We start from the raw sequence: 20,026 nt of genomic DNA on the forward strand, positions 1-20,026 counted from the left end.
GTCATATCCAGTGATGACAGTTATCGCACCTTACTCGCTTTTTTTCTCACTTTCTTAGCAGGCTTTAGCTTTTCCCTTTCGGCTTTGATTTTTGCTAATAGCGCTTCAGCGGAGTTTTCACCGCTGATAAGTTCCGGGTTTTGCTCCCGCCATTTGGCGGTAAGCTCACCCCGGAAGGCTTTGGCAAGGATGGATTGGGTGAGTTGGTTCACTCGCTCTTGTGCGGCGTTGACTTGTGCTTCTACTTTGTCGGCGAAGGCGAAGAGTTTTTCCACCCGGCGCACTACTTGGGTTTGTTCGAACAATGTTGGAATATTGACAGGAAACGCCTTCAATTTTTGGGCGTTGATATTTGACTGACTAACACCGTCTGATTTGACCTGATAACAGTAATCTTTAGCATCTGGACTATTTAAGAGGTAATTTAGAAACTCAGGATGCAGGTTACTTTTGCATACGATTCGTATCAAATAGCCAGCATATATTGCGTCTCTTTCCCCGCGATAAATTGAAGTTTTACCAACTAACTCAGGGCTATTTGTTCGATTAAAAAGCACATCGCCGTATGAGAGTTTATATTTATCTATCTCCACAGGATCGGATGTATAAACAAGATCTGTCCAATCAAGTTCACCACCTTGAAGATTACCCATTCTTAAAACTGGTATAGCTCCTTCAGTTTGTGATTTTGAAGATGAACCATATGTGGGTTTTTCGACAAAATCACCAAGTACTCCATCTGACCATGATTCAATATTTAAATTTTGCTTATTGCGCCACTCCTCCGTCAACTTGCCACTCACGGCGGCGGCGAGGACGGATTGGCGGAAGGTTTTTAGGATTTCGGGGATGCGTTCGAGGCGCGCTTTGATACTATCGACTTTCGCTGATAACTTATCCAGCTTTTCTACAATGACTTTCTGTTCCGCTAGTGGTGGTATAGGAATATCCAACTTCATTAATTGCTTTTGGTATATAGCTGCAACACTAGTAGTGGCTGAGGTAATACTGCGAAGTTGCTGTTTACCCAAAGGGGAATTAAACCATGCAGCTACGAGTTCAGGCTTGATTATCAAGAAATTAACTTTTAATAAGTTGTTATTGAATAACATTGGCGTATCTGTTTCATCATTAAACACACCACATTTACCAACTAGTTCGACGCTATTTCTTGTATTGAAAAGAAAATCACCACTTTTCAGAGTGTTTTTTTCCACTTCAATTGCGGACGCATCTACTTTTGTCAGGTCTCGCAATGAAAATGACCCGTCTAAATTAAGGTTATTCATCTTTAAATAGCTATATTGCCGATGAGATGATTGTTCTTTTGCTGAACGAACTAAACCTGTATGAGACGAACCAACTAACTCTTCGAACTTTACTTTTTGCCATTCTTTAAAGCGTTCAAACTCCATTAGGCAATACACTCCAACTCAGCCAATAACTCATCCAATTCCTTTAACGCAATGGACAATCCTTCCTTGGCTTCTTTTGCTAACATTTCTGGCTCAGGCAAATCTGCCGCATCTACACTGTCTTTATCTTTCAGCCAGGAAATATCTAAAGAGTCGCCTTTGGTATCGCGGATCCACTCGCGACTAAAGCAGCGCCAGCGGGAGTGAGCAAGGCGGTCATCAATCCCCTGGTTTTCTTCCACCACTTCTTTATCGGCTTCAATGTCTTGTGCACCAAAGCTGTACTCACCTTCTGTGCGTTGGCTTGTTCCATCAGATAATTCACCAAAGACTTTTTCAAACGCGCCTAAATGTGGGTCTGTACCAAATTCTTCTTGTGTAAATCCAATATCTGAGTTTCCAAAAGGAGTGCGTTTACCAAAGCTGGGCATGTTTGTGCGCAGGTCATACACCCACACATTTTCAGTGCAGTTTTCTTCCTGGTGTTTGTCTTTTGCTGCGCCTTTAGTAAAAAACAGTACGTTGGTTTTTACGCCTTGAGCATAAAAAATGCCGGTTGGCAGGCGTAAAATGGTATGCAGGTTGCACTTATCCATTAGGTCGCGGCGAACATCTGTACCTACACCGGCTTCAAACAATACGTTATCCGGCAGCACTACGGCCGCTCGCCCGCCAGGTTTTAAGTTACGATAAATATGCTGTAAAAACGCCAGTTGTTTGTTGGTGGTTTTGTAAGTGAGATCGTCTCTGGTATTGGATGCTTCCCCGCCTTTACTGGTACCAAAAGGCGGATTAGCCAGAATAATGTCAGCTTGCTTTAACTCTTTCCCAGCATCACCCAAAGCGTTACCTAGATGCACTACGCCCTCTTCATCGCCTTCCATTCCGTGCAACAAACAATTCATTAATGCTAAGCGTCGGGTATTGGGTACTAATTCCACGCCAACAAACGCTTTGTTTTTCTGGAATTCGGCTTCTTTGGCAGTAAGATCGAGATAGTTGTCTGTTTGATCGCGCATATATTGGTCTGCGGCAACCAGGAAGCCAGCAGTACCAGCGGCGGGGTCCTGAATCACCTCGCCGATTTGCGGCTTAATACAGCGCACCATACTGTTGATTAGAGCGCGTGGCGTGAAGTACTGCCCTGCCCCGGATTTGGTTTCCGATGCGTTCTTTTCCAACAAGCCTTCGTACAAATCGCCTAACCCGTCTTTTTGGGCGCTAAACCAATCAATCTGGTCAAGAGTTTTAATCATTTGTTCAAGATGACGTGGTTCGCGCAGTCGGGTTTGTGCATCGGCATAGATAGCACTGATCAGTGGGTCTTCGTGCACAATGTTAGCGTCTGAATCTTTACCTGTTGAAAGGCTTAACAGAATGCGCTTGTAGTCATTCAGCAGATTAATGCCCGACTTTTCGTTGATATCTGTCCAGCGGCAACCTTCTGGCAAAGGATGGCGTTTTAATACACCGGCTTCGGTGTTCTCATGCACCATCTTAATAAATAACAGCAGTACCAGCTCGGTTACGTAATCTGAATAATTAATGCCATCGTCGCGCAGTACGTCGCAGAGGTTCCATAGTTTTTGAACGATGTCGTTATTGGTCATATTTGTCTCTTAATGAATAATGTGTTTCTTAATGAAAAATTTGGCTCTTAACTGTGCGCTATCAATACTTTGCACAGCGGTTCGTTAATGTAGTAGTTGGCGCGGCCGATTTTTTGTTTGGTTAAAAAGCCGTGTTCAACTAATTGCTCTAAATATTTGGTAGCGGTTATTCGCGTTACCCCTAGCTCTTCGATAATAAAGTCGATTTTGGTGTAGGGGTGATGAAACAGGTTATTGAGTAAGTCCTGACTATAAATTTTGGGCAGTTGTTCGCGAATACCGTGCTTAACTTCGGCCATCAGGCTTTTCATTTCGGTTATCAGTGAGATGGTGTTTTGCGCTGTGTCGATAACGCCATCCAGCATAAAGGCTATCCAGGGTTCCCAATTACCGGTGTCCCGAACGGCTTGCAAATTATTGTAATAATCAGCTTTGTGCTGAATGATAAAGCGGCTTAAGTACAGTACCGGTAGGTTAAGCAAGTCTTTAATCACCAGGTACAATATATTCAGGATCCGTCCAGTACGGCCATTACCGTCGTAAAATGGGTGAATACTCTCAAACTGATGATGGATAATGGCCATTTTTACCAGCGGATCGGCATCACATAGCTCATCATTATTAATAAACTGCACTAAGTTATCCATTAGCGCTGCTATTTCGTCGGCATGTTGTGGCGGGGTGTACACCACCTCGCCCGTACGGGCATTTTTTAAATCTGTGCCGGGTAACTTGCGTAAGTCTGCGTTGTTGTGTTCCAGGTTTTGCTGAATGGCCAAGATATCACTCAAGCGAATGAGTTTACTTTGCCGTGCTGTTTGAAAGCCCTGCTTTAATGCTACTGCGTAATCCTGAACTTCTTTGGTTGCCGGACTAGTAATGGCTTCTTCAAATAAGTTAGCTTTATAAAGCTCATCATGCGTGGTCACAATGTTTTCAACTTCCGAGCTGTCTTTTGCTTCCTGCAGGGCCAGAGTATTAATTAATATTGCTTCATTCGGAATGCTGGCGGCGATGCCTTTTAATTCAGCCAGATAGCGGTGTGCTTCAGCCACCTTTTTTAGTACTGAACGGGTTTCCCACTGCTCTATATTATCAAGTGGTAACAACGGGATTGTGGCTGGCATGATGAATACTATGTCCTTATTTATACATGTGGGTCTGTATATGTATAGATTTCAGGAAAAATTATACATGTGCTGACTAACATGTATAGTTTTTCTGTTTATTTACACATATAAGGTTATGCGCTTTGAGGCGGCCAAATTGCATCGCCCAGTTCATCCAGTACCGTATCTAGCTGGTTACCCAAAACCTTATCCAGTTGTTTTGCGCCGCCCTGCTCTGCAAATCGGCTGTTTACAAATTCTCTGTCGATAATCACTTCATGGATCAGCTGTTTAGCCAGGCGTTCAAGCCATTTACGCTGTGCGGGTAACCAGTTATGACTTTCGTATATTCGTAACATGGCCTGAGCAACGCGTTGTTCAAAGGGTACCAATGGCTCGCCCAATGCCGCTCTGCGAATATGGCCAACGATGCTTGCTGCAATATCCTGATTAGTTTGGTTGCGCACCGCACTTTGCAATTTAGCTTCGGAGTATCCTGCACCATCAAGTAATAGCTTAATTTCTTTTAACTGTTCACGGGTTAGATCTCGCGGTTTATTCACCACTACAGCGAGAGCAGCGCTTTGGTTTAGCTGCTCTTTTATAAAATGGTTGAAGCTGTCCAGGTAATCTTCAGGCTTCTGGTGTGCACCATAGCTTTGGCTGCGCTCTTTTATCTCATCAAAATGTTCCGAAATCACCGGTTGGCGTTCACTGCCCAGTAGCTCATTGACTTCTGCTAGCTGATTTATCAAACCGCTGTGCTTTGTAATAAATGCCGAAGCTTGCTTAGGTCCAAGCTCGTGTAAATGTTTATGTAGGCTTTTCGGTTCGACACCCCATAAACCCTGTAATTCATCCAGTTTTTGTTTAAGTGCTGGTTTGCTTTCGGCTTTTTTACCGGCTTTTCGCAGTACGCGCATCACTTTTTGGCTCAGTTGACTTAGCACAACATAGGCATGGCTCTGCTCAGGCGCATCACCGGGTGCATTTAATGCGCGTTCCAGTTGTTCCGGGTTCGTGATTTCGTTTACTAATTGCTGCAAAGTAATATTGGGATCTTTTACCAAAGGCTTCATGGTATTGACATCAGCCAACGCGGCGTAAATATCCACGGGGTCGTAAATTCTGAAGACTATTTTACCAATGTCATCACAGCGACGTGTGGCACGGCCGATCATTTGTTCGTACAAAATCCGTGATTTAACTCTTCGCATAAACACAAGATTACAAATTTTGGGAACATCGATACCGGTAGTCAGCAGATCAACAGTAATAGCAATATTTGGATAGCGCTCGTTTTTATACTGACGAATGAGCTGTTCTACTTTGTCACTTTGCCCGGTGATTTTAGCTACTGCCGCCTGGTTGTATTCACCGTTATAAAGGTCTTTAAACGCTTCGTCTAATAACCGTTTCACCATATCTGCATGCAAGTCTGTAGCACAGAAGATCATGGTTTTTTCATCGCCAAAGGGATCAAGCTCCTGAACCAGTTGCTGACAAATCACACGGTTAAAGTTTTCGTTGATCACTTTGCGGTTAAAAGCATCCACTTCAAAGTTCAGTTCATCGTCTAGCTCTGCGCTTTGTATCTCACCAGTTTGAGTATTAATAGCGCTGACTTTGTCGCCTTTGGCAAATTTAATCCCGTTTTGTGTGAGTAAGGTTTCGTAGCGGATCGGCGGTTCATGATCAATTAGCCAATCATCCGCTACCGCTTCACGATATGAGTAGGTATAAACAGGTTTGCCGAAAATTTCGCTGGTATGCTTTGCTGGCGTTGCCGTTAAGCCAATTTTAACGGCATCAAAATAGTCGAGCACCCTGCGGTAACTGGAAAGATACTGACTTGCGTCCCGCGTGGCAAGTTCGCCTTCGCTCATTTCCTGATCAAGCGTATAGCCTCGGTGAGCTTCATCAATAATAATGCAATCAAACTGGTCTAAGGGTGGCGGGTTGTCGCTCATAAAGATGCGTTTTACCATGGCTTGCACAGTTGCTACCTGAACGCGCGTTTCAGCCTCTGCGGCCATATCACCCAACTCTGCAACATTGTAGATTTTTGATAAGGTATGATTTTGCTCTAAGGGTGCTTCATTAAAGGCATCAATGGCTTGCTGACCAAGTGCAGTGCGATCTACCAGGAATAAAATACGTTTAAACCGCTCAGCCTTTAAAAACCGGTACATCAAACCAATGATGGTGCGGGTTTTACCCGTACCGGTAGCCATGGCTAACAGCGCAATGCGTATATCTTTCGCTAACGTATTTTCTACCGCAATAATGGCTTTTTGTTGGTAATCACGCACTTTTAAATAACCAAAAGGCTCGGCTTTTAACTTTTGTTCCGCGTCTTTTTTACTGCGTTTAAGTTTATCGATTAGGCCTTCTGGCGTATGGAACTTAGGGAGTGCACGTTTGGTATTAGCGGGTTCACAAACATCCCGAAACCAGGTTCCAGATTGTTCAGCCAGCTGAGGCACATATGGGCGACCGTTGCAGGAATAGACAAACGGGATTTTATAATGGCCATCATGTTCATCAGGCCAGGCAACTGTCATTCCGGCTAATTCCCATGCGCCCAGCATAGGAGGTAAGACACTAAAACCTTTACTGTAACGTTCTGCCTGCGGAATTTTACCGGCAACGTTGGTGTTTTCTTTCTTTGCCTCGACCACGGCGAGAGGGGTTAAACCTGAAAACAGCACATAGTCCGCTCTGCCTTTTTGGCCGTTATGAGCAGTAGGCCATTCCGCAATCGCGATATTCTTGCCTTTTTCTGGTCGCGCTCCATTTTTATAAGTCAACGCCTCGCTATCGGCGAGCCATCCAGCTTCTATCAATTGCTGATCGATTAAAATACGAGTTAGCGCTTCATCCAATACAATGTGTTGCGTTGCCGCTAGCGTATTTTTATTTATCTGGTTGCGTTGGGTAGTTTGGGTTTTCTCATCAGCCGCCACTAACTGGGACTGAAGTGCCTTTATCTTTGCTTCGTATTCTTTACGTTGCGCTTGTAAAGCATCTTCGTGTTCAGCCGCTTGTTTTGCCAGAGAACGGGATTCTTCATCCATTGCCATTGCCAGCGCTTCATATTCCGCTTTTTCTTTGGCTACGAGCTCATGAAGTTGGTTGCTGGAATCCAGGTCAACATTGGCTTGTTCCAAATCACTCTTTAACTTCGCAATTTCAGATTGTAACTGGCGTAACTGTTCGCTGGGATCGGCAGGCGGAATAAACGGCCCTGGTTTAAATTGAACCCCTGATTTTCCAAAAGACTGGTGAAACCATATGGCCAGTTTGCGTGCAACCAATAAGCCGCTTATGGCTTCTTTGTGCTTAGTTCTGAATGTGTGGGTGGCTTTATTGCCTTCCATTCTCAGGGTATGAAATAATTCTCTGACTACCGGTTCTAGTTTTAGCTCCCGGTTTATTTTATAGATCAAATCAGCCTGAGTTGTCTTATCGTCAAACTCAATTCCAACCAACGCAGCAATGTGTTGAGCCAGTGCTTCTCCCAGTTGCCTGAGTTTGATTAAAGTTGTATTGGGATCGCTGGAGAACGCTCTTTCAGCAGAGAATGCAATTTCCACAAAAAGCGAGTCATGCTCTTGTAGAAATCCGAAGTTACTTTGCTGGATAGAGGATGTCATACTTACGAAACTCCATTTCATCTTGAAGCTGATTCAATCTGAGCGCAACATTACCCTTTTTAGTCTTAAATGCCGCACTGCGTAATTTATTTCACCTAATATCAGAGGATATAACTGGAACAATGATTAAGCAACGCCTGTTATCCAGAATTCGCCATCACATTCAAGCGTAATCAAAAAGGATAGTTTTACCGCATATCAATCACACCGACAGATTGCTCTCATAAACGAATCGATCTTATAACGTCAATATGGGAAATTTAGTAATTGCGAAGAAATTCCCTACTGGCCAACAAGGAGGGCCAAACTGATAGTTTTAGTTGCCTATCACGTTTCTGGCAATTTAATAGGGCGTAGTGATCTGATCAGCCACTTCACAATGACGGTGACGCAAAAACCGAAGTTTCAAAGACACTTGCGACGTCATAATATGTCGTCTATAACTCTATGCTAGAAATAGAGACAAGGATCCCTCATGCCAACAGCTAGCAAAGATGCCCTGCTGCGCATCGTTAATATGATGCAACTGATCCCCGTTTATCCTCGCTGGACAACAGCCAAATCCCTACACCAAGCGATAAAAAGTAGAGGGTTCAACGTTACCCGGCGCACCATAGAGCGGAATCTGAATGATTTTTCACAAGTCTTTGGTTTAATCAGCAACGACTCCCCCGAGGGCTATAAATGGTCTTTCCGAAGAGATTCACAATTTAGCTTTGTCCCAGCCATGTCTGTCGAAGAAGCGCTATCACTAAAAATGGCGCAAAAACATCTGCAATTGCATATGCCACATAGTGTGTTCGAGACACTTGATGGTGTGTTTAAAAAATCCGATGAGATATTAAAGCACAACAAACAATTTCATCAATGGCAGGACAAAATTGCCATCGTTCCGCCTGGGCTTAATGTCAAAACCAAACAAATTTCCCCCGACATTGCAGAGGTTCTTTATAAGGGATTGCTGGAAAACAAAATCATTCGTATCCGATATAAATCTTTTAAACGCCCTTTTAATGTCAAATTACTAGGTATGATTATTCGTAGCAACAAGCTGGTATTGCCCTGTGTCTTTGAAAGCTATGGCGATGAACGCATGATTCTGGCTCACCGGATAAAGGAAGCCAGTCTAACTTCTTTCCAATTTAACCATGATTTTGACGTACAGGCCTATGCCGATTCAGAGGCGCCAGGCAATTTCGTTTCTGAAGGAGAAATCCAACTAGAATTCCTGTGCAAGGGATTTGTTACCACCTTATTGCAAGAATCAGAGTTAGGCAAAAACCAGCGCGTCTCTGCCATCGACGATATCTGGTCAAAATGCACTGTAACGGTAAAACACACTTTTGAACTGGAGCATTGGCTGCAAGGGCATATTCAGTACATCAGGATCATCTCGCCGGACATAGTGAAAAACAGAATTAAAACCCATTTACTGGCGGGCATTGCATATCTTGAACAAACAAGCCCAAAAGATAGCGTATAAACCGTGCATAAATCACAAGGCTCAGCGTACAACGCCTGCCATTTTGTAGTGCCCGAGCCAACAGAAAAACAAGTAACCTTGCTGACACGTGAAAGTGGCCTGTTTAGTGGATAATTATTGCCGCATTAGATACATATAGAAAAGACGTAACGATGAACTGAAAGGAGTCCAATATTCTGAGTATCGACCTCACCTTAATCGATATTTTCGATTAAGTTGGCGATAAACTCATATGCTATCGAAAGTGAGGCTCTCGCATCTTGCATCAATAATTCGTAGCTTTCCTGAAGGGGCTCAATCAGTTGTTCTGCTTTTTCGGGACTTATTTTTTCTTCAACTTCAAAAAAGAGGTCATCAAGCTTTTCCCGAATCCCATAGGCATCTTCAAAACGATCCATTAGGTCTTCGTGGTCTTCAGGAAATAGCCCCATTTCATCAGGTGTTGCGCCTTCGGTTAACCCAAGCGCATCATCAAAAAACTCGTCGAGATACTCAGAATAACGATCCATTTCATCAACATATAATTTATGCTTGTGCAACCAGTCGGACAACACTTTGAGTGTCTTATATGAATCATCTATTTTGGTGTTGAGTTCGTCTTCAAATGACTTCAGCTTTATTTCCAATGACGGCATGCGAATCCTCCGATGTTGTTACAATACGACTCCAAAAAAACCTCCGATTTGAATGTGTAGAACTGAATCGGGCAATTGATAAGATTACACCAATTAGTATTAATGTGTGAACGCTCAGCACAGTCAGCACCAGAGGCATTCAATCCGATAATATTTTGCATCAAAAGGGTTCTAGTATGGCTTAGAGTGAGTTCGGAATACAGGATTATTAGAACTCACAAAGGCTATCAGTATGACACCGGCAATCGGAATATTTTGGTTATATCAAAACCATCTACTTGAGAAGTCCACGCCATATACTTCCATCAAATCACATCCACTCAACATAGTTGATAGTGATTACACCCATCATAAAGAGTGGGAGTATCACCATATTTATTTGCCCCAATTCCCCGAGCTGATTGGCACTGAATACCAACACTTACCCAGAGGCCGTGTCCTCTATGACAGTGTACGTCAATATTCGTGCGTTTACCTGGATAAGACCTTGCTTAGGCGACAGCACATGTCCGCTATCATTAAGGCATTTTCTATAGAACCAACTCAGTGTGTATGGCTCAAAGATCCGCACTACCAAATTTTCTAGCGTCACAATCCATTTGATGCCAAGTAAGCGTCCGGCGAATTACGCCTAAACGGGTTTAGTTTCGTTTGCTAAGATCTCCCACGGTAGGAGTTCTGCCAGGTCGTTAGCTGAATTTCTTTTCGATAACTCTTCGAACAACAGATTCAGGTAATCGAACGGCACCTGGCCGTTAGCTTTGGCCGTTTCGATAATGCGGTACCGCGTTGCACTGGCTTTCGCACCGCTGGCGGAGTTACTGAACAACCAGTTTCTCGCCCGATAGAAGAGGTTTATTGCTCGCTCTGCGTTTTTATCTACCTATATAACCCTATTTAAAATAACCCTATTTCAAACGGCTTAAATCAAGTTGCGAATTGGGTCACTGTACTTTGCGTTGTAGGAAACCACCCTGAACCCAAGATCCTCAACTAAGCCGCCTGCTTGTCTTTTTATTTCCTCACAAACAAACTCAATTCGATTAAGAGTGCTGACTTGTTTGTCTTGATTATCATACCTGGCTGAAAGATATTCATGCCAGAAAATCGCATCTAAAGCCGTGGACTTAACAAAATCCACATCTTTCGTATAACCCGCGAGCCATCTAATTTGCTCACCTTGCGCACTCAATAACAACCTTTCCAAATTTTTTTCATTGCCGAAGCTGCAACTACCAAAATAGATTGAATCTAATTTCCCTCTACCACTATTTGTTGCTTTAATAATGTTTGACAGTTTGGTTGTACTAATCACCTCTTCTTCGTTTGAACCGTAAATTCCTTGCTCAGAGCCATGTGCAGCAACGTAAATATGATGAATGTTATTCGTTGCAGCCAAACGCATTACTATTTCTTTAAGAGCGTCGCCATTATTAAACATTTCATAATGGTATTGATGTGGTGACTCAAAGTGCAAATCGCTTATCAGGTCAAACAAGCTTCGCACGGAAATATTCTGACCTTTAAACCACTTACCTTCAATAACAGCAATATTGCTATCGTTCATTCATTACTCCATAGGACGCAGTGGATATAAAAACCAGCTGTTGAACCAAATAAATACGACCAATAATAATTGGCTCTTCCTGCACACCTGATTTATACCCTGTGACCATAATGTTGAGCCAGCAGACACAGCATTTCACTTTGATGCTGCTTAATTTGTTTATCATGCCAATTGTTTTGCTCGCCTAATAGCTGGAACATGGCTTTTAACTTTAATGAGTCGTATGGTCGATTTGCCTTTAACCTGGCTTCAAAATCGACTAACTTCTTTTTAACTGCCTGATTACTATAAGAAGAATTTTCTCCGGGGCTCAACAGAACCAAATTCCCAAAGGCATCTAAAAAGTCCCGCTCTAGCAAATTTTGATGTTCCTCATGCTGAGGATAAACATGCTCTACCGAATTTTTAGCCGTAATTCGAAACTTCTTAAATGACTCTAGATGTTTATCAGATTCTCGCTTCCAAAGCACATACTCAAGTTTTTGAAACCAATAGTGCTCAAAGCTGGTTCCTCTTGCTTCAGCAAAATAACGCTCTCTTTCTTTCCAGGAATCCACATCAGGTTGTTGCTGTTTAGCTTGCTTAAAGCTTGCTGATTTTTGAGTTTCGTTTTCACTGACTAACGACAATTCGTTATCAATTTTTTCAAGCAAAGCAATGGCATTGGCATCTTCGTTAACATTTTTGTTTATCAAACCGGCAATAAATGGTGTTAGCCAATATTGAGCACTGCGCTCACCGGTAAAGTTGCGAACGCTTTGTAGCATGACCAGGTCATTTAGCTCTTTCTGAGTACGGTTTATATACCTCTTTCCACTTGATTCACTTGGTGATACGTAAGTTAAACGCAACTGTTCTTCATCGCTGTCATCTCGCTCTACCCATTTAACCACCCAACGGTCGAACTGATAACGTACTTGCCATAGTGTTTTTATAAATGCTTTAACCTCAGCTTCACTTGCTTTTATTAACGGCTCAAACGTTTCCAGTAGTTTGTCCTCATGTAGACGAGGGATAATATCACCTGACACATCACCAAACCCGACAGCTCGGTTGGCTAAATAAATACGGTAGGCGTGGATCAGCAACAATGGAAAGCTGATAATGGGACGACAATAGACGGTTTCGGTTTCTAAATCGTATGTATTGCTCCACTGATAACTATCCGTAATGTTATCTCCACCTTTCGGGGCAATATGCGAAGCACTACGATGTAGTTGCTCAGCAAGTTGCGCAATCGTTAAACCCTGTGTTTTGTGCTCATACTCTGCGCTTTTCACAAAAAGTTTGTCATTAAAGCTTGCTAAGTGCTTGTATTCAATATCATTCCAGTTAGCGTTGGGGAAAACCTTACGGACATTGCGTTCAAAATAGTTTTCCATATGCTCACAAGCTAGCCACATGGCGTCAAACAAAGGTTTTTCGGTGGATACTTGCTTAAGTAGTTTAGATTTCAAAATATCGGCTTGTTCGAGTTGTATCCCTGCGGTATTCATAGTGGCAAACAAACGGTTCAAATCCATTTGTTGTGGCACGATGTTGTTTACCCACTGCACATTTTTAAAAATGTAATCACCCAATAGCATGCGCTCCTCATCAGGCAATGCTTTGACCTGTTGTTCAAGTACCTGTAACGCTGCGTAAATGCGGGTTAAATATAAGTTTTCGGCAATAGCCTCAATGCCAGGAAATACATAATCATCAAGCCCGGCCAGACTACCTAGTAGCTGCTGTACTTGCTCACGGATTGAAAACTGCAACCTTGGCTGTTTGTTGAAAGCAGCAACATGGGCAAGTTTTGAATCCACCTTTGTCATTCTAAAAGCAAGCGCGATCAGCATTAATGTCGTTGTGCGTTGCTGGCCATCAATCAACTCGTAGATGCCATTGCCATCTGGATCTTGCTCCATCGAGGTCAACACAGTGCCAATAAAGTAGTTCGGCTCGTTTGCAATTCGGGCATCATTAATGTCTTTGAATAGTTTTAATACTGCTTCATCTGGCCATACATAGGGACGCTGATAGCTTGGTATAATGAATTGATATTGATTTTCCTGGATATAGCTCAACGTCAACACTTGTGTGGCGACAAGATGCTGAGCCAATTGAACACCAGGTGCTTTGGCACTTTCTATCGCCGGATCATGCATGTTGTACTCCTGTACTTCCTAATTTGCAGTCACCACCTTTTAAAGGAATAATTAATGCGTCTAATTCCGTGGTGTATGTGTCTGCGATTGCTTGAGCTGAGTCGCCATCAGCCATTTCTATTTCAAAGTGCTTTAATACTGTAAAGATAAAACGTTTTTTAACGCTGTTTTTATCCAAAGCTAAGTTCGCTGGGTCGGTTTTAAAACTAAAGCGATCCAGATACTCAAAACACATACTCGGCGTATAACTAGCAACAATCCAATCGAGCACGGGGTTGTCTCGAACAAACGCTGATATCGAATTTTCACGAACCGCTTTTTGATTGCTAACGCGTGGCGAATAGATCACCCTAAACAATTTTTTGGCGGCAATATCTAGCTGTTGTTCACCAAATTGGCTCAAATAAATAAGTAAGGCGGTGTCGAATAAGCCTTTAACATAGCTACAACCTTCAAGCTGGCAAATCAGCCCTTGGTAAAAATAATAGAAGCGCTCCAGCGCCTGGCTATTGCAGCCTCCTTTTTCGTTAGTTTTAAGACCTGCTGATTTAGCGAGATACTTACGTCTTAACGCTTCAAAATAACTGAGGTAATGAATGGTATTAATGCCGCTATTTAGGGGCTGGCGAACTTCATAGCCCTGCTGAGCTTGCTTATTTATCTGTCCACCATCAGCTAAATAAGTCTGTTCAACTCGGCCATAGGCAATATCCCCACCTTTATTAGTACCCTCACCAAGCTCATTGACAACCGCATTTCTCACCAGTTGTGGTTGTCGATGTGAAGGTACAGTGCGGTTATACAACGTTTGCCAATAACGCCCTTTAACCAGTAGCCCCACAACAGGATTGAGATCGCCCAAAGCTTCCCATTTAGCTGCAAATTCATTCTGGTATGAACGACCAACGGCGCGAAGGTGATGCGCTTTAATGATATCTGGCCCACTAAGCCTAACCCCACCAGTATTTTGTGTTTCAAAAAAGCGATAAGCTTCATCTTCTGAGCGGGTTACCACGAGGGTTAAATTGATTTTATTGGCGTCAAACGCGTTTAATTGTCTGGCTTCGCTGCTTTGCAGCATCTCATTAAACCAGGCTAGATTTTCAAGTATCTGCTTTTGCGATTCTGGTGAGTCATAACTTAAACTCAGCTCAAACGGACTTGCCGTATTCCCGTCAGAGTTAATGTTGGCTATATTTTTCGCATAGTCGATTAATGCCAGGGTAGTCAGGCGTTGCTGACCATCTATGATATTTAAATGCCCACTTTCGGCTGACTGATGCAAAATAACACTTCCGATGTAATAACCATATTCCGCATCACTATCGGCCAACTCGTTTAAGTAAAGCTGATAATCACAAAGTAATTTTTTAATTTGAGCCTTTCCCCAGCGATAAGGACGCTGATACTCAGGAATGGCTAATTCCCCATCTATTTCTGTACCTCCGATACCATAGGCATCCGAACTAATAATGGGGTCTTTACTAAATAACTCTGCCAGGGTGCAACTGGCAACAATAACCGACATACCACTTCCCTATTCATTGATTTCTAAATCCACTTAAGGCATTTGAACATTGCCCTATACCGCTCTGTTTACCCATGGTGTTTGATGTTCTTCAAGCTTTCATTTTGTTGCCTTCGCATAACACCTGCATCATCAAGATAGCCGATATAGGCTATGTAATTTTTGCAATGTTTGTATCGTCAATATGCAAACCTTTTCGCACTTGTGAAAGTGTCCCCCTTTTTGAAAAACGAGCCAGGTAGGTGACCATACTTTAGATGAATATATTGCCTTAAATGACAAATCCAAAACGTAGCAAAGTACTACGACAATATAGGTCGCTATCAGGTTCATTGCAAAGTTTAGGTAACAACCATCACAGCGATGTCGACACATCTTGTCGCTACCGTCAGATATGTTAACGACTACTGCAATTGGAGGTGTTAATGAGGTGTTTTATCACAAGCTTACTCGACAGAATATCCAGCCTGTTCTTATTGCTAGCAGCGATGTTAGTCTTTGCTATTGGATTGGCGCTAGTGTTGCGTGACGCAGTTACAACCGGGTTTACTCTACTTATTTTCGTTGTGGCTTTGACATCTGCGGCAGTATCAAAAAACTTCTATGGCAGGTAAGCTAAAACGGTGCGACAAAATTGGTCGCTCCGCCTCTATATAATGATAAAAAAATGAACAAGCCGATAACTTATGAGCGCATTTCAAAGAAAATTGGACATCATTCAATTTATTCCTCGTCACCCAAGAAAGGTAACCAGCCGTCAGATATTGACCAGATTGAAAGAAAACGGCCATGACCATGTTGATATGCGCACAGTCCAAAGGGATTTAAGCAGCCTGGTGAACATTGGTCTTTTTGGCCTTGAAGTCGACAAACGCTCTAAACCCTATGGTTGGTTCATAAGTGCGTGCTTTAAAAAATTGAATCTCAGCCTGATGGACAGTAATACGGCGTTGGCCTTTCGCATATTAGAACAATCAGGTGCCTCAGCGTTACCTAATACAATTGTTGCAGAGCTGAAACCTTATTTTGAAAAAGCGCGATTGGTGCTGGATCAGGATCCAAACTCTTTACATCAACACTGGATAAAATCAATTTCTAATATTAATCCGCCACAACCTTTGTTAGCACCAGATATCGAACAAAAAACGCTGAACGACATCAAATCTGCCCTGTTTTTTAAAAAGCAAATAAACGCTGACATAAAACGACTTTTTCGTTCAGCAGTAAAGCCGGTATGGAAACGTTATGATCGCATTAATCCGATTGGATTATTAAGTTTAGACAGTTGCCCAGTGCTAATTTGCACATTTGGCAGCTTACACAAGAAAAAATACTCCTTACCTGTTCATTTCATTAAAAATGTGGTTATTACCGCTGATGACTCAGTAATTGAGAACGATAGCGACATCGAAAGCATCATGAGGGGCAAGAGTGAAAACCAGGAAGAAATAAGTCTCAAAATGCTGATCAATGAAAACTCCTTATTTTTGTTACACGACTATAAACTGGCGCTGGACCAAACCACTTGCGCATCTATCTTTCCGGGAAAAGTGATGTTAATGGCGACGGTAAAAAATGACAAAAAGCTACGCGCATTTTTGCGAGGTCTGGGGGACTCCATTGAAATCATAGAGCCCGCTATTTTACGAGAGTACTTCACTGAAGTATCCAGAGCCTTGCATAAAATTTATGTAGCGGACTCCTGCTCACCAGATTCAGCCTGACAGCAAAACTAAAACTTCTCTTGCTGTCTGACAAACGCAGGAATATCAAGATAGCTTTGTTTGTGATGCTGATTGGTATTGGTTTTTCCAAGGGTAACCACGTTGTCCGGTTCAGAGTGCTCAATAGCATTTGATTCTTGCCCAAGAATGCCAGTGGCAACCACCAAAACTTCAAATGGATGAGGTAAATCCGGTTCGATGGTGACGCCGCTGATGATAAGCGAGCCGGAGTCATCCAACTGGTCTTGTAACTCTGCGAGCATGTTTTCGTAAGTCAGTAGACTGGGCTCTTGCTGGCAAGTGAGCTGCACAATAACACCTTTTGCACCCCGGATTGATGCTGCTTTTACCAATGGATTCTGCACAGCGTTGAATAGTGCATCCCTTAATGCGTCGTCACTATCGGCCACGCCGACACCCAAGGAACTATCACCTTGCAGTGACAGGATATGGCTAAAGTCATTGATATCGACATTGATATATCCTGTACTGGTCAGCATGGTAATTAGCGCGCTGACAACCCGCTGCATATGCAGATCACAATGTTTAAACGCTGACAGCAAGCCAACGGTCTTATCCAGAGCCGCAATTAAAGCATCATTAGACATTACTAAAGTGGCATTGGCTTTTGACTTGATGTCCACCAGCGCTTTTTCGGCAATTTCATTGCGCTGCTTGCCTTCGGCGGTAAATGGCAATGTAACAAAACACAAGGTATTTAGATCCGCATCTTTGGCAATATCCAATAATACCGAGGTAGCTCCACTGCCAGTGCCACCGCCCAACCCAGCAATAATGATTAAGACGGTATCGTCCTTAATCAAATCAAATAACAATTCTTTGCTTTCAATTGCCGCCAGTCTTGCCTCTTCAGGGTTAGCGCCTGCACCAAAACCTCTGGTAGTTTGCTCCCCAATCAACAAGATTTGATGCTCTGTTTGCTGATTTAATGCCGCAACATCAGTATTTACCAGGGTAAACCTGAGATTTGGCTCCTTTGTGTTACCTGCAATATTGCTCACTGCGTTGCCGCCACAACCACCAACGCCAATAACATGAATGTTAATTTCCTTTTTTGCGATATCAAACATGAAAGCCCCCGTACCCCTTACAAAGAAAAGAATCACTAGCATAAAGTGCTTGAGCGACAATATATGACGTACATAAATTGCAAGCCAAATTGCGACGTGTTACGTCGGACACCAGGCATAGACTGAGGCCGTTTGAGTCATGGAGAATACCCGGAGTGACATTGAATTCAGAAAAACGTATTGACTATGTAAAGCAAAAATACTGGAAGAAAATCGTAGAAATATTTCCTGATAATCCAGATTTCATCTGGGACAATATTATCCGGCAGAGCAGCAGTACCAAGCATAAATATTTGGACTGGCTGGTCACACAGGTGCTGAACCAGAGCACATTGCTCATCGGATCTGATAACAATGCAAAGTGCTTGCTGGAATGCTTTCATGAAAGAAAGCGCCTTCTGAAACAGCGAGACATTAACGCTTATACGTTTTATCAGTTGCAAGACGCGCTTGCCCGAGTCCAATCGTTCCCCACGGGAAAGCAACAAAAGAAAGCTGAAAAACAAAAACTAGAAGAAAATGGGCACATCAAGACGCTTTATCGTGCTGATAATCTGATTTTGTGGGAAGTGGGTTCCAAAGAGGGGGCTGCCTATTTAGGCCGTGGCACCCAGTGGTGTACAACTGCCAAGGATAGTTCGGGTTATAGTGGCTACGCCAGCGTCCCACTGTATGTGATAAAAACGCCTGATAAAAAGAAATATCAGTGCTGCTTCGCAACAGGTGAATACCACAATAGTGAAGATGAACCGATTGAAATCGGAGCTTTGTTAACCAAGCATCCGGAAATCATACCGATTTTACTTGCTGAACCTATGAACATGGCAGAGCCCTTATTGCTCATCCACCAGCAACACAAGTTGGGAGCGACCGCTCTGGCCATTGCCTGTGCTGCCCTGCCAGAGTTTTATGACAAGTTGCCGGTAGAGAAAAAAAGCGAGGCTCTCGACAGCCGAATTAGAAGTCTAAAGCTACGTGGAGCATGCTGGGACGAACCTGATATGTCTGAATCATGGCCTCCCGCTGAAATGACTGTTCAAGAAATCGCCATGGAAGTTCAAGCCATGCCCTTTGAACAGCGGACTACAATTTTTGAATGTTATCCAGAAACTACAAAACGCGTGTTTCACCTTTTGGTGGCAAAAATTCGTCTTGAGGTGGCGACTTATGCGCCTGAGGTGATCACCTTCCATTGGCCCAAAGCCAATAGCGCAGAAAGAAATGCTGTCATAAAATACAGTCCAGAAACTCTCATTGATGTTATTGACAAGCTTACCGAGGAGGAAAAACTTCATGCCCTCTCAGTAAGCGGAGAATTAATCCAGTACTTCTGTCACAAAGCGACACCGGTACAACGATTAACCGCTCTGCGCAACGATGGAGAAAACATTCAATATTTATTGCACGATATGACGCCAGAAGAGCGCCTTGTCGCCATTCGTTCTACACCCGAAGCGATACGCTATTTTTATCCACTGGCCAACGCTCAAGAAAAAGCCGAAGTTCTTGTTAAGTCCCCTGACCTGTGTAACTTGTTTAGCAAAACCATGCCGGTTTCTCTCAGACAGGGATTAGAGCACGGACACTGGGAAGCAGCCTTTTCCCATTTTTGGGAAATTGATGCGTGTGAGGAACTCAAACTCCTGATCAGGCTCTTGCTCAGGCATGCAAATATGGAAATGAACATTGCATTCCCGGCAAAAAGAATGAAGCGCAGATCAACAGCTATTCACAAAACAATGCTCAAAATATGCTGTGTTGAAAATACTCCAAAGCCCGACCGATTTGATTTCTGGTCGCAGCGCTTTCCGAACCACTTTTCAGATTACGTCGTTTTAGGAGAACTAAAACAGGATTTAAGTCTGTTAAATCAGAGTGAATGGGTAGAAAGAGTATTGCAAAACAAAAATCTGCGCAAAGACGTCTCTGCGCTCATATTGCAAGAAGGTCAATCCTTCATAAGCTCGCCAGCGCGCTCTGAATCTCTTATATCGGCCTTCGAGTGGATACTTACCGAAGCTCAAATCAAATTGCCAAAATGGATGAGACCATATTAAC

Annotated in this window: 13 protein-coding genes; 3 read left to right on the top strand and 10 right to left on the bottom strand. The window is 43.1% G+C overall.

Annotated features, from left to right (window positions below; translation table 11 throughout):
* Positions 1 to 20 precede the first annotated feature (20 nt).
* The 4 genes from ACXAD8_RS07605 to hsdR all read right to left on the bottom strand — a co-directional run bounded on the left by ACXAD8_RS07605 (position 21) and on the right by hsdR (position 7,790).
* Positions 21 to 1,415 (bottom strand): restriction endonuclease subunit S, encoded by a 1,395-nt coding sequence (locus ACXAD8_RS07605; protein WP_475226833.1) that lies wholly within the window; start codon positions 1,413 to 1,415, stop codon positions 21 to 23.
* Positions 1,415 to 3,025, bottom strand: a complete 1,611-nt coding sequence (locus ACXAD8_RS07610; protein ID WP_475226836.1) for a class I SAM-dependent DNA methyltransferase — start codon at positions 3,023 to 3,025, stop codon at positions 1,415 to 1,417. The genes ACXAD8_RS07605 and ACXAD8_RS07610 overlap by 1 nt, the downstream gene beginning before the upstream one ends.
* Positions 3,026 to 3,072: 47 nt before the next feature.
* A complete protein-coding gene (locus ACXAD8_RS07615) occupies positions 3,073 to 4,152 on the bottom strand; it encodes a Fic family protein (RefSeq protein ID WP_475226839.1) in 1,080 nt (359 codons plus the stop codon).
* Positions 4,153 to 4,268: 116 nt separating this feature from the next.
* Positions 4,269 to 7,790 carry a type I restriction-modification system endonuclease gene (gene hsdR / locus ACXAD8_RS07620; protein ID WP_475226841.1) on the bottom strand — a complete coding sequence of 1,174 codons (3,522 nt, stop codon included), beginning with the start codon at positions 7,788 to 7,790 and terminating at the stop codon, positions 4,269 to 4,271.
* Between the two features lie 475 nt (positions 7,791 to 8,265).
* Between hsdR and ACXAD8_RS07625 the strand changes: the two genes are divergently transcribed.
* Positions 8,266 to 9,273: a helix-turn-helix transcriptional regulator gene (locus ACXAD8_RS07625; RefSeq protein WP_475226844.1), complete on the top strand. Its 1,008-nt coding sequence runs from the start codon at positions 8,266 to 8,268 to the stop codon at positions 9,271 to 9,273.
* Positions 9,274 to 9,467: 194 nt separating this feature from the next.
* On the opposite strand, the gene ACXAD8_RS07630 is transcribed toward ACXAD8_RS07625, so the two are convergent.
* The 5 genes from ACXAD8_RS07630 to ACXAD8_RS07650 all read right to left on the bottom strand — a co-directional run bounded on the left by ACXAD8_RS07630 (position 9,468) and on the right by ACXAD8_RS07650 (position 15,153).
* Positions 9,468 to 9,908, bottom strand: coding sequence for a hypothetical protein (locus ACXAD8_RS07630; protein ID WP_475226847.1), 441 nt, complete (start codon positions 9,906 to 9,908; stop codon positions 9,468 to 9,470).
* A gap of 631 nt (positions 9,909 to 10,539) precedes the next feature.
* Positions 10,540 to 10,737, bottom strand: coding sequence for a transposase domain-containing protein (locus tag ACXAD8_RS07635; protein WP_475226850.1), 198 nt, complete (start codon positions 10,735 to 10,737; stop codon positions 10,540 to 10,542).
* A gap of 93 nt (positions 10,738 to 10,830) precedes the next feature.
* The gene (locus tag ACXAD8_RS07640) at positions 10,831 to 11,475 is read right to left on the bottom strand and encodes a hypothetical protein (protein ID WP_475226853.1); all 645 of its coding nucleotides are present in this window, start codon (positions 11,473 to 11,475) and stop codon (positions 10,831 to 10,833) included.
* Positions 11,476 to 11,567: 92 nt separating this feature from the next.
* Positions 11,568 to 13,625, bottom strand: coding sequence for a DUF262 domain-containing protein (locus ACXAD8_RS07645; protein WP_475226856.1), 2,058 nt, complete (start codon positions 13,623 to 13,625; stop codon positions 11,568 to 11,570).
* Positions 13,618 to 15,153, bottom strand: coding sequence for a DUF262 domain-containing protein (locus tag ACXAD8_RS07650; RefSeq protein ID WP_475226858.1), 1,536 nt, complete (start codon positions 15,151 to 15,153; stop codon positions 13,618 to 13,620). Before ACXAD8_RS07650 ends, ACXAD8_RS07645 begins: the two co-directional genes overlap by 8 nt.
* A gap of 686 nt (positions 15,154 to 15,839) precedes the next feature.
* On the opposite strand from ACXAD8_RS07650, the gene ACXAD8_RS07655 reads away from it, so the two are divergent.
* Positions 15,840 to 16,877 carry a helix-turn-helix transcriptional regulator gene (locus ACXAD8_RS07655; RefSeq protein ID WP_475226861.1) on the top strand — a complete coding sequence of 346 codons (1,038 nt, stop codon included), beginning with the start codon at positions 15,840 to 15,842 and terminating at the stop codon, positions 16,875 to 16,877.
* A gap of 8 nt (positions 16,878 to 16,885) precedes the next feature.
* On the opposite strand, the gene ACXAD8_RS07660 is transcribed toward ACXAD8_RS07655, so the two are convergent.
* Positions 16,886 to 17,968 (bottom strand): cell division protein FtsZ, encoded by a 1,083-nt coding sequence (locus tag ACXAD8_RS07660; protein ID WP_475226864.1) that lies wholly within the window; start codon positions 17,966 to 17,968, stop codon positions 16,886 to 16,888.
* 161 nt (positions 17,969 to 18,129) lie between these two features.
* Between ACXAD8_RS07660 and ACXAD8_RS07665 the strand changes: the two genes are divergently transcribed.
* Positions 18,130 to 20,025: a hypothetical protein gene (locus ACXAD8_RS07665; RefSeq protein ID WP_475226867.1), complete on the top strand. Its 1,896-nt coding sequence runs from the start codon at positions 18,130 to 18,132 to the stop codon at positions 20,023 to 20,025.
* Position 20,026 lies beyond the last annotated feature (1 nt).

The sequence above is a fragment of the Planctobacterium sp. AWH2_060 genome (assembly GCF_056158425.1).

Coding starts and splice junctions, on each gene's coding strand:
- ACXAD8_RS07625 (WP_475226844.1), top strand. CDS start 8,266: ATGCCAACAGCTAGCAAAGATGCCCTGCTGCGCATCGTTAATATGATG.
- ACXAD8_RS07615 (WP_475226839.1), bottom strand. CDS start 4,152: ATGCCAGCCACAATCCCGTTGTTACCACTTGATAATATAGAGCAGTGG.
- ACXAD8_RS07640 (WP_475226853.1), bottom strand. CDS start 11,475: ATGAACGATAGCAATATTGCTGTTATTGAAGGTAAGTGGTTTAAAGGT.
- ACXAD8_RS07650 (WP_475226858.1), bottom strand. CDS start 15,153: ATGTCGGTTATTGTTGCCAGTTGCACCCTGGCAGAGTTATTTAGTAAA.
- ACXAD8_RS07630 (WP_475226847.1), bottom strand. CDS start 9,908: ATGCCGTCATTGGAAATAAAGCTGAAGTCATTTGAAGACGAACTCAAC.
- ACXAD8_RS07645 (WP_475226856.1), bottom strand. CDS start 13,625: ATGCATGATCCGGCGATAGAAAGTGCCAAAGCACCTGGTGTTCAATTG.
- ACXAD8_RS07610 (WP_475226836.1), bottom strand. CDS start 3,025: ATGACCAATAACGACATCGTTCAAAAACTATGGAACCTCTGCGACGTA.
- ACXAD8_RS07660 (WP_475226864.1), bottom strand. CDS start 17,968: ATGTTTGATATCGCAAAAAAGGAAATTAACATTCATGTTATTGGCGTT.
- ACXAD8_RS07605 (WP_475226833.1), bottom strand. CDS start 1,415: ATGGAGTTTGAACGCTTTAAAGAATGGCAAAAAGTAAAGTTCGAAGAG.
- ACXAD8_RS07655 (WP_475226861.1), top strand. CDS start 15,840: ATGAGCGCATTTCAAAGAAAATTGGACATCATTCAATTTATTCCTCGT.
- hsdR (WP_475226841.1), bottom strand. CDS start 7,790: ATGACATCCTCTATCCAGCAAAGTAACTTCGGATTTCTACAAGAGCAT.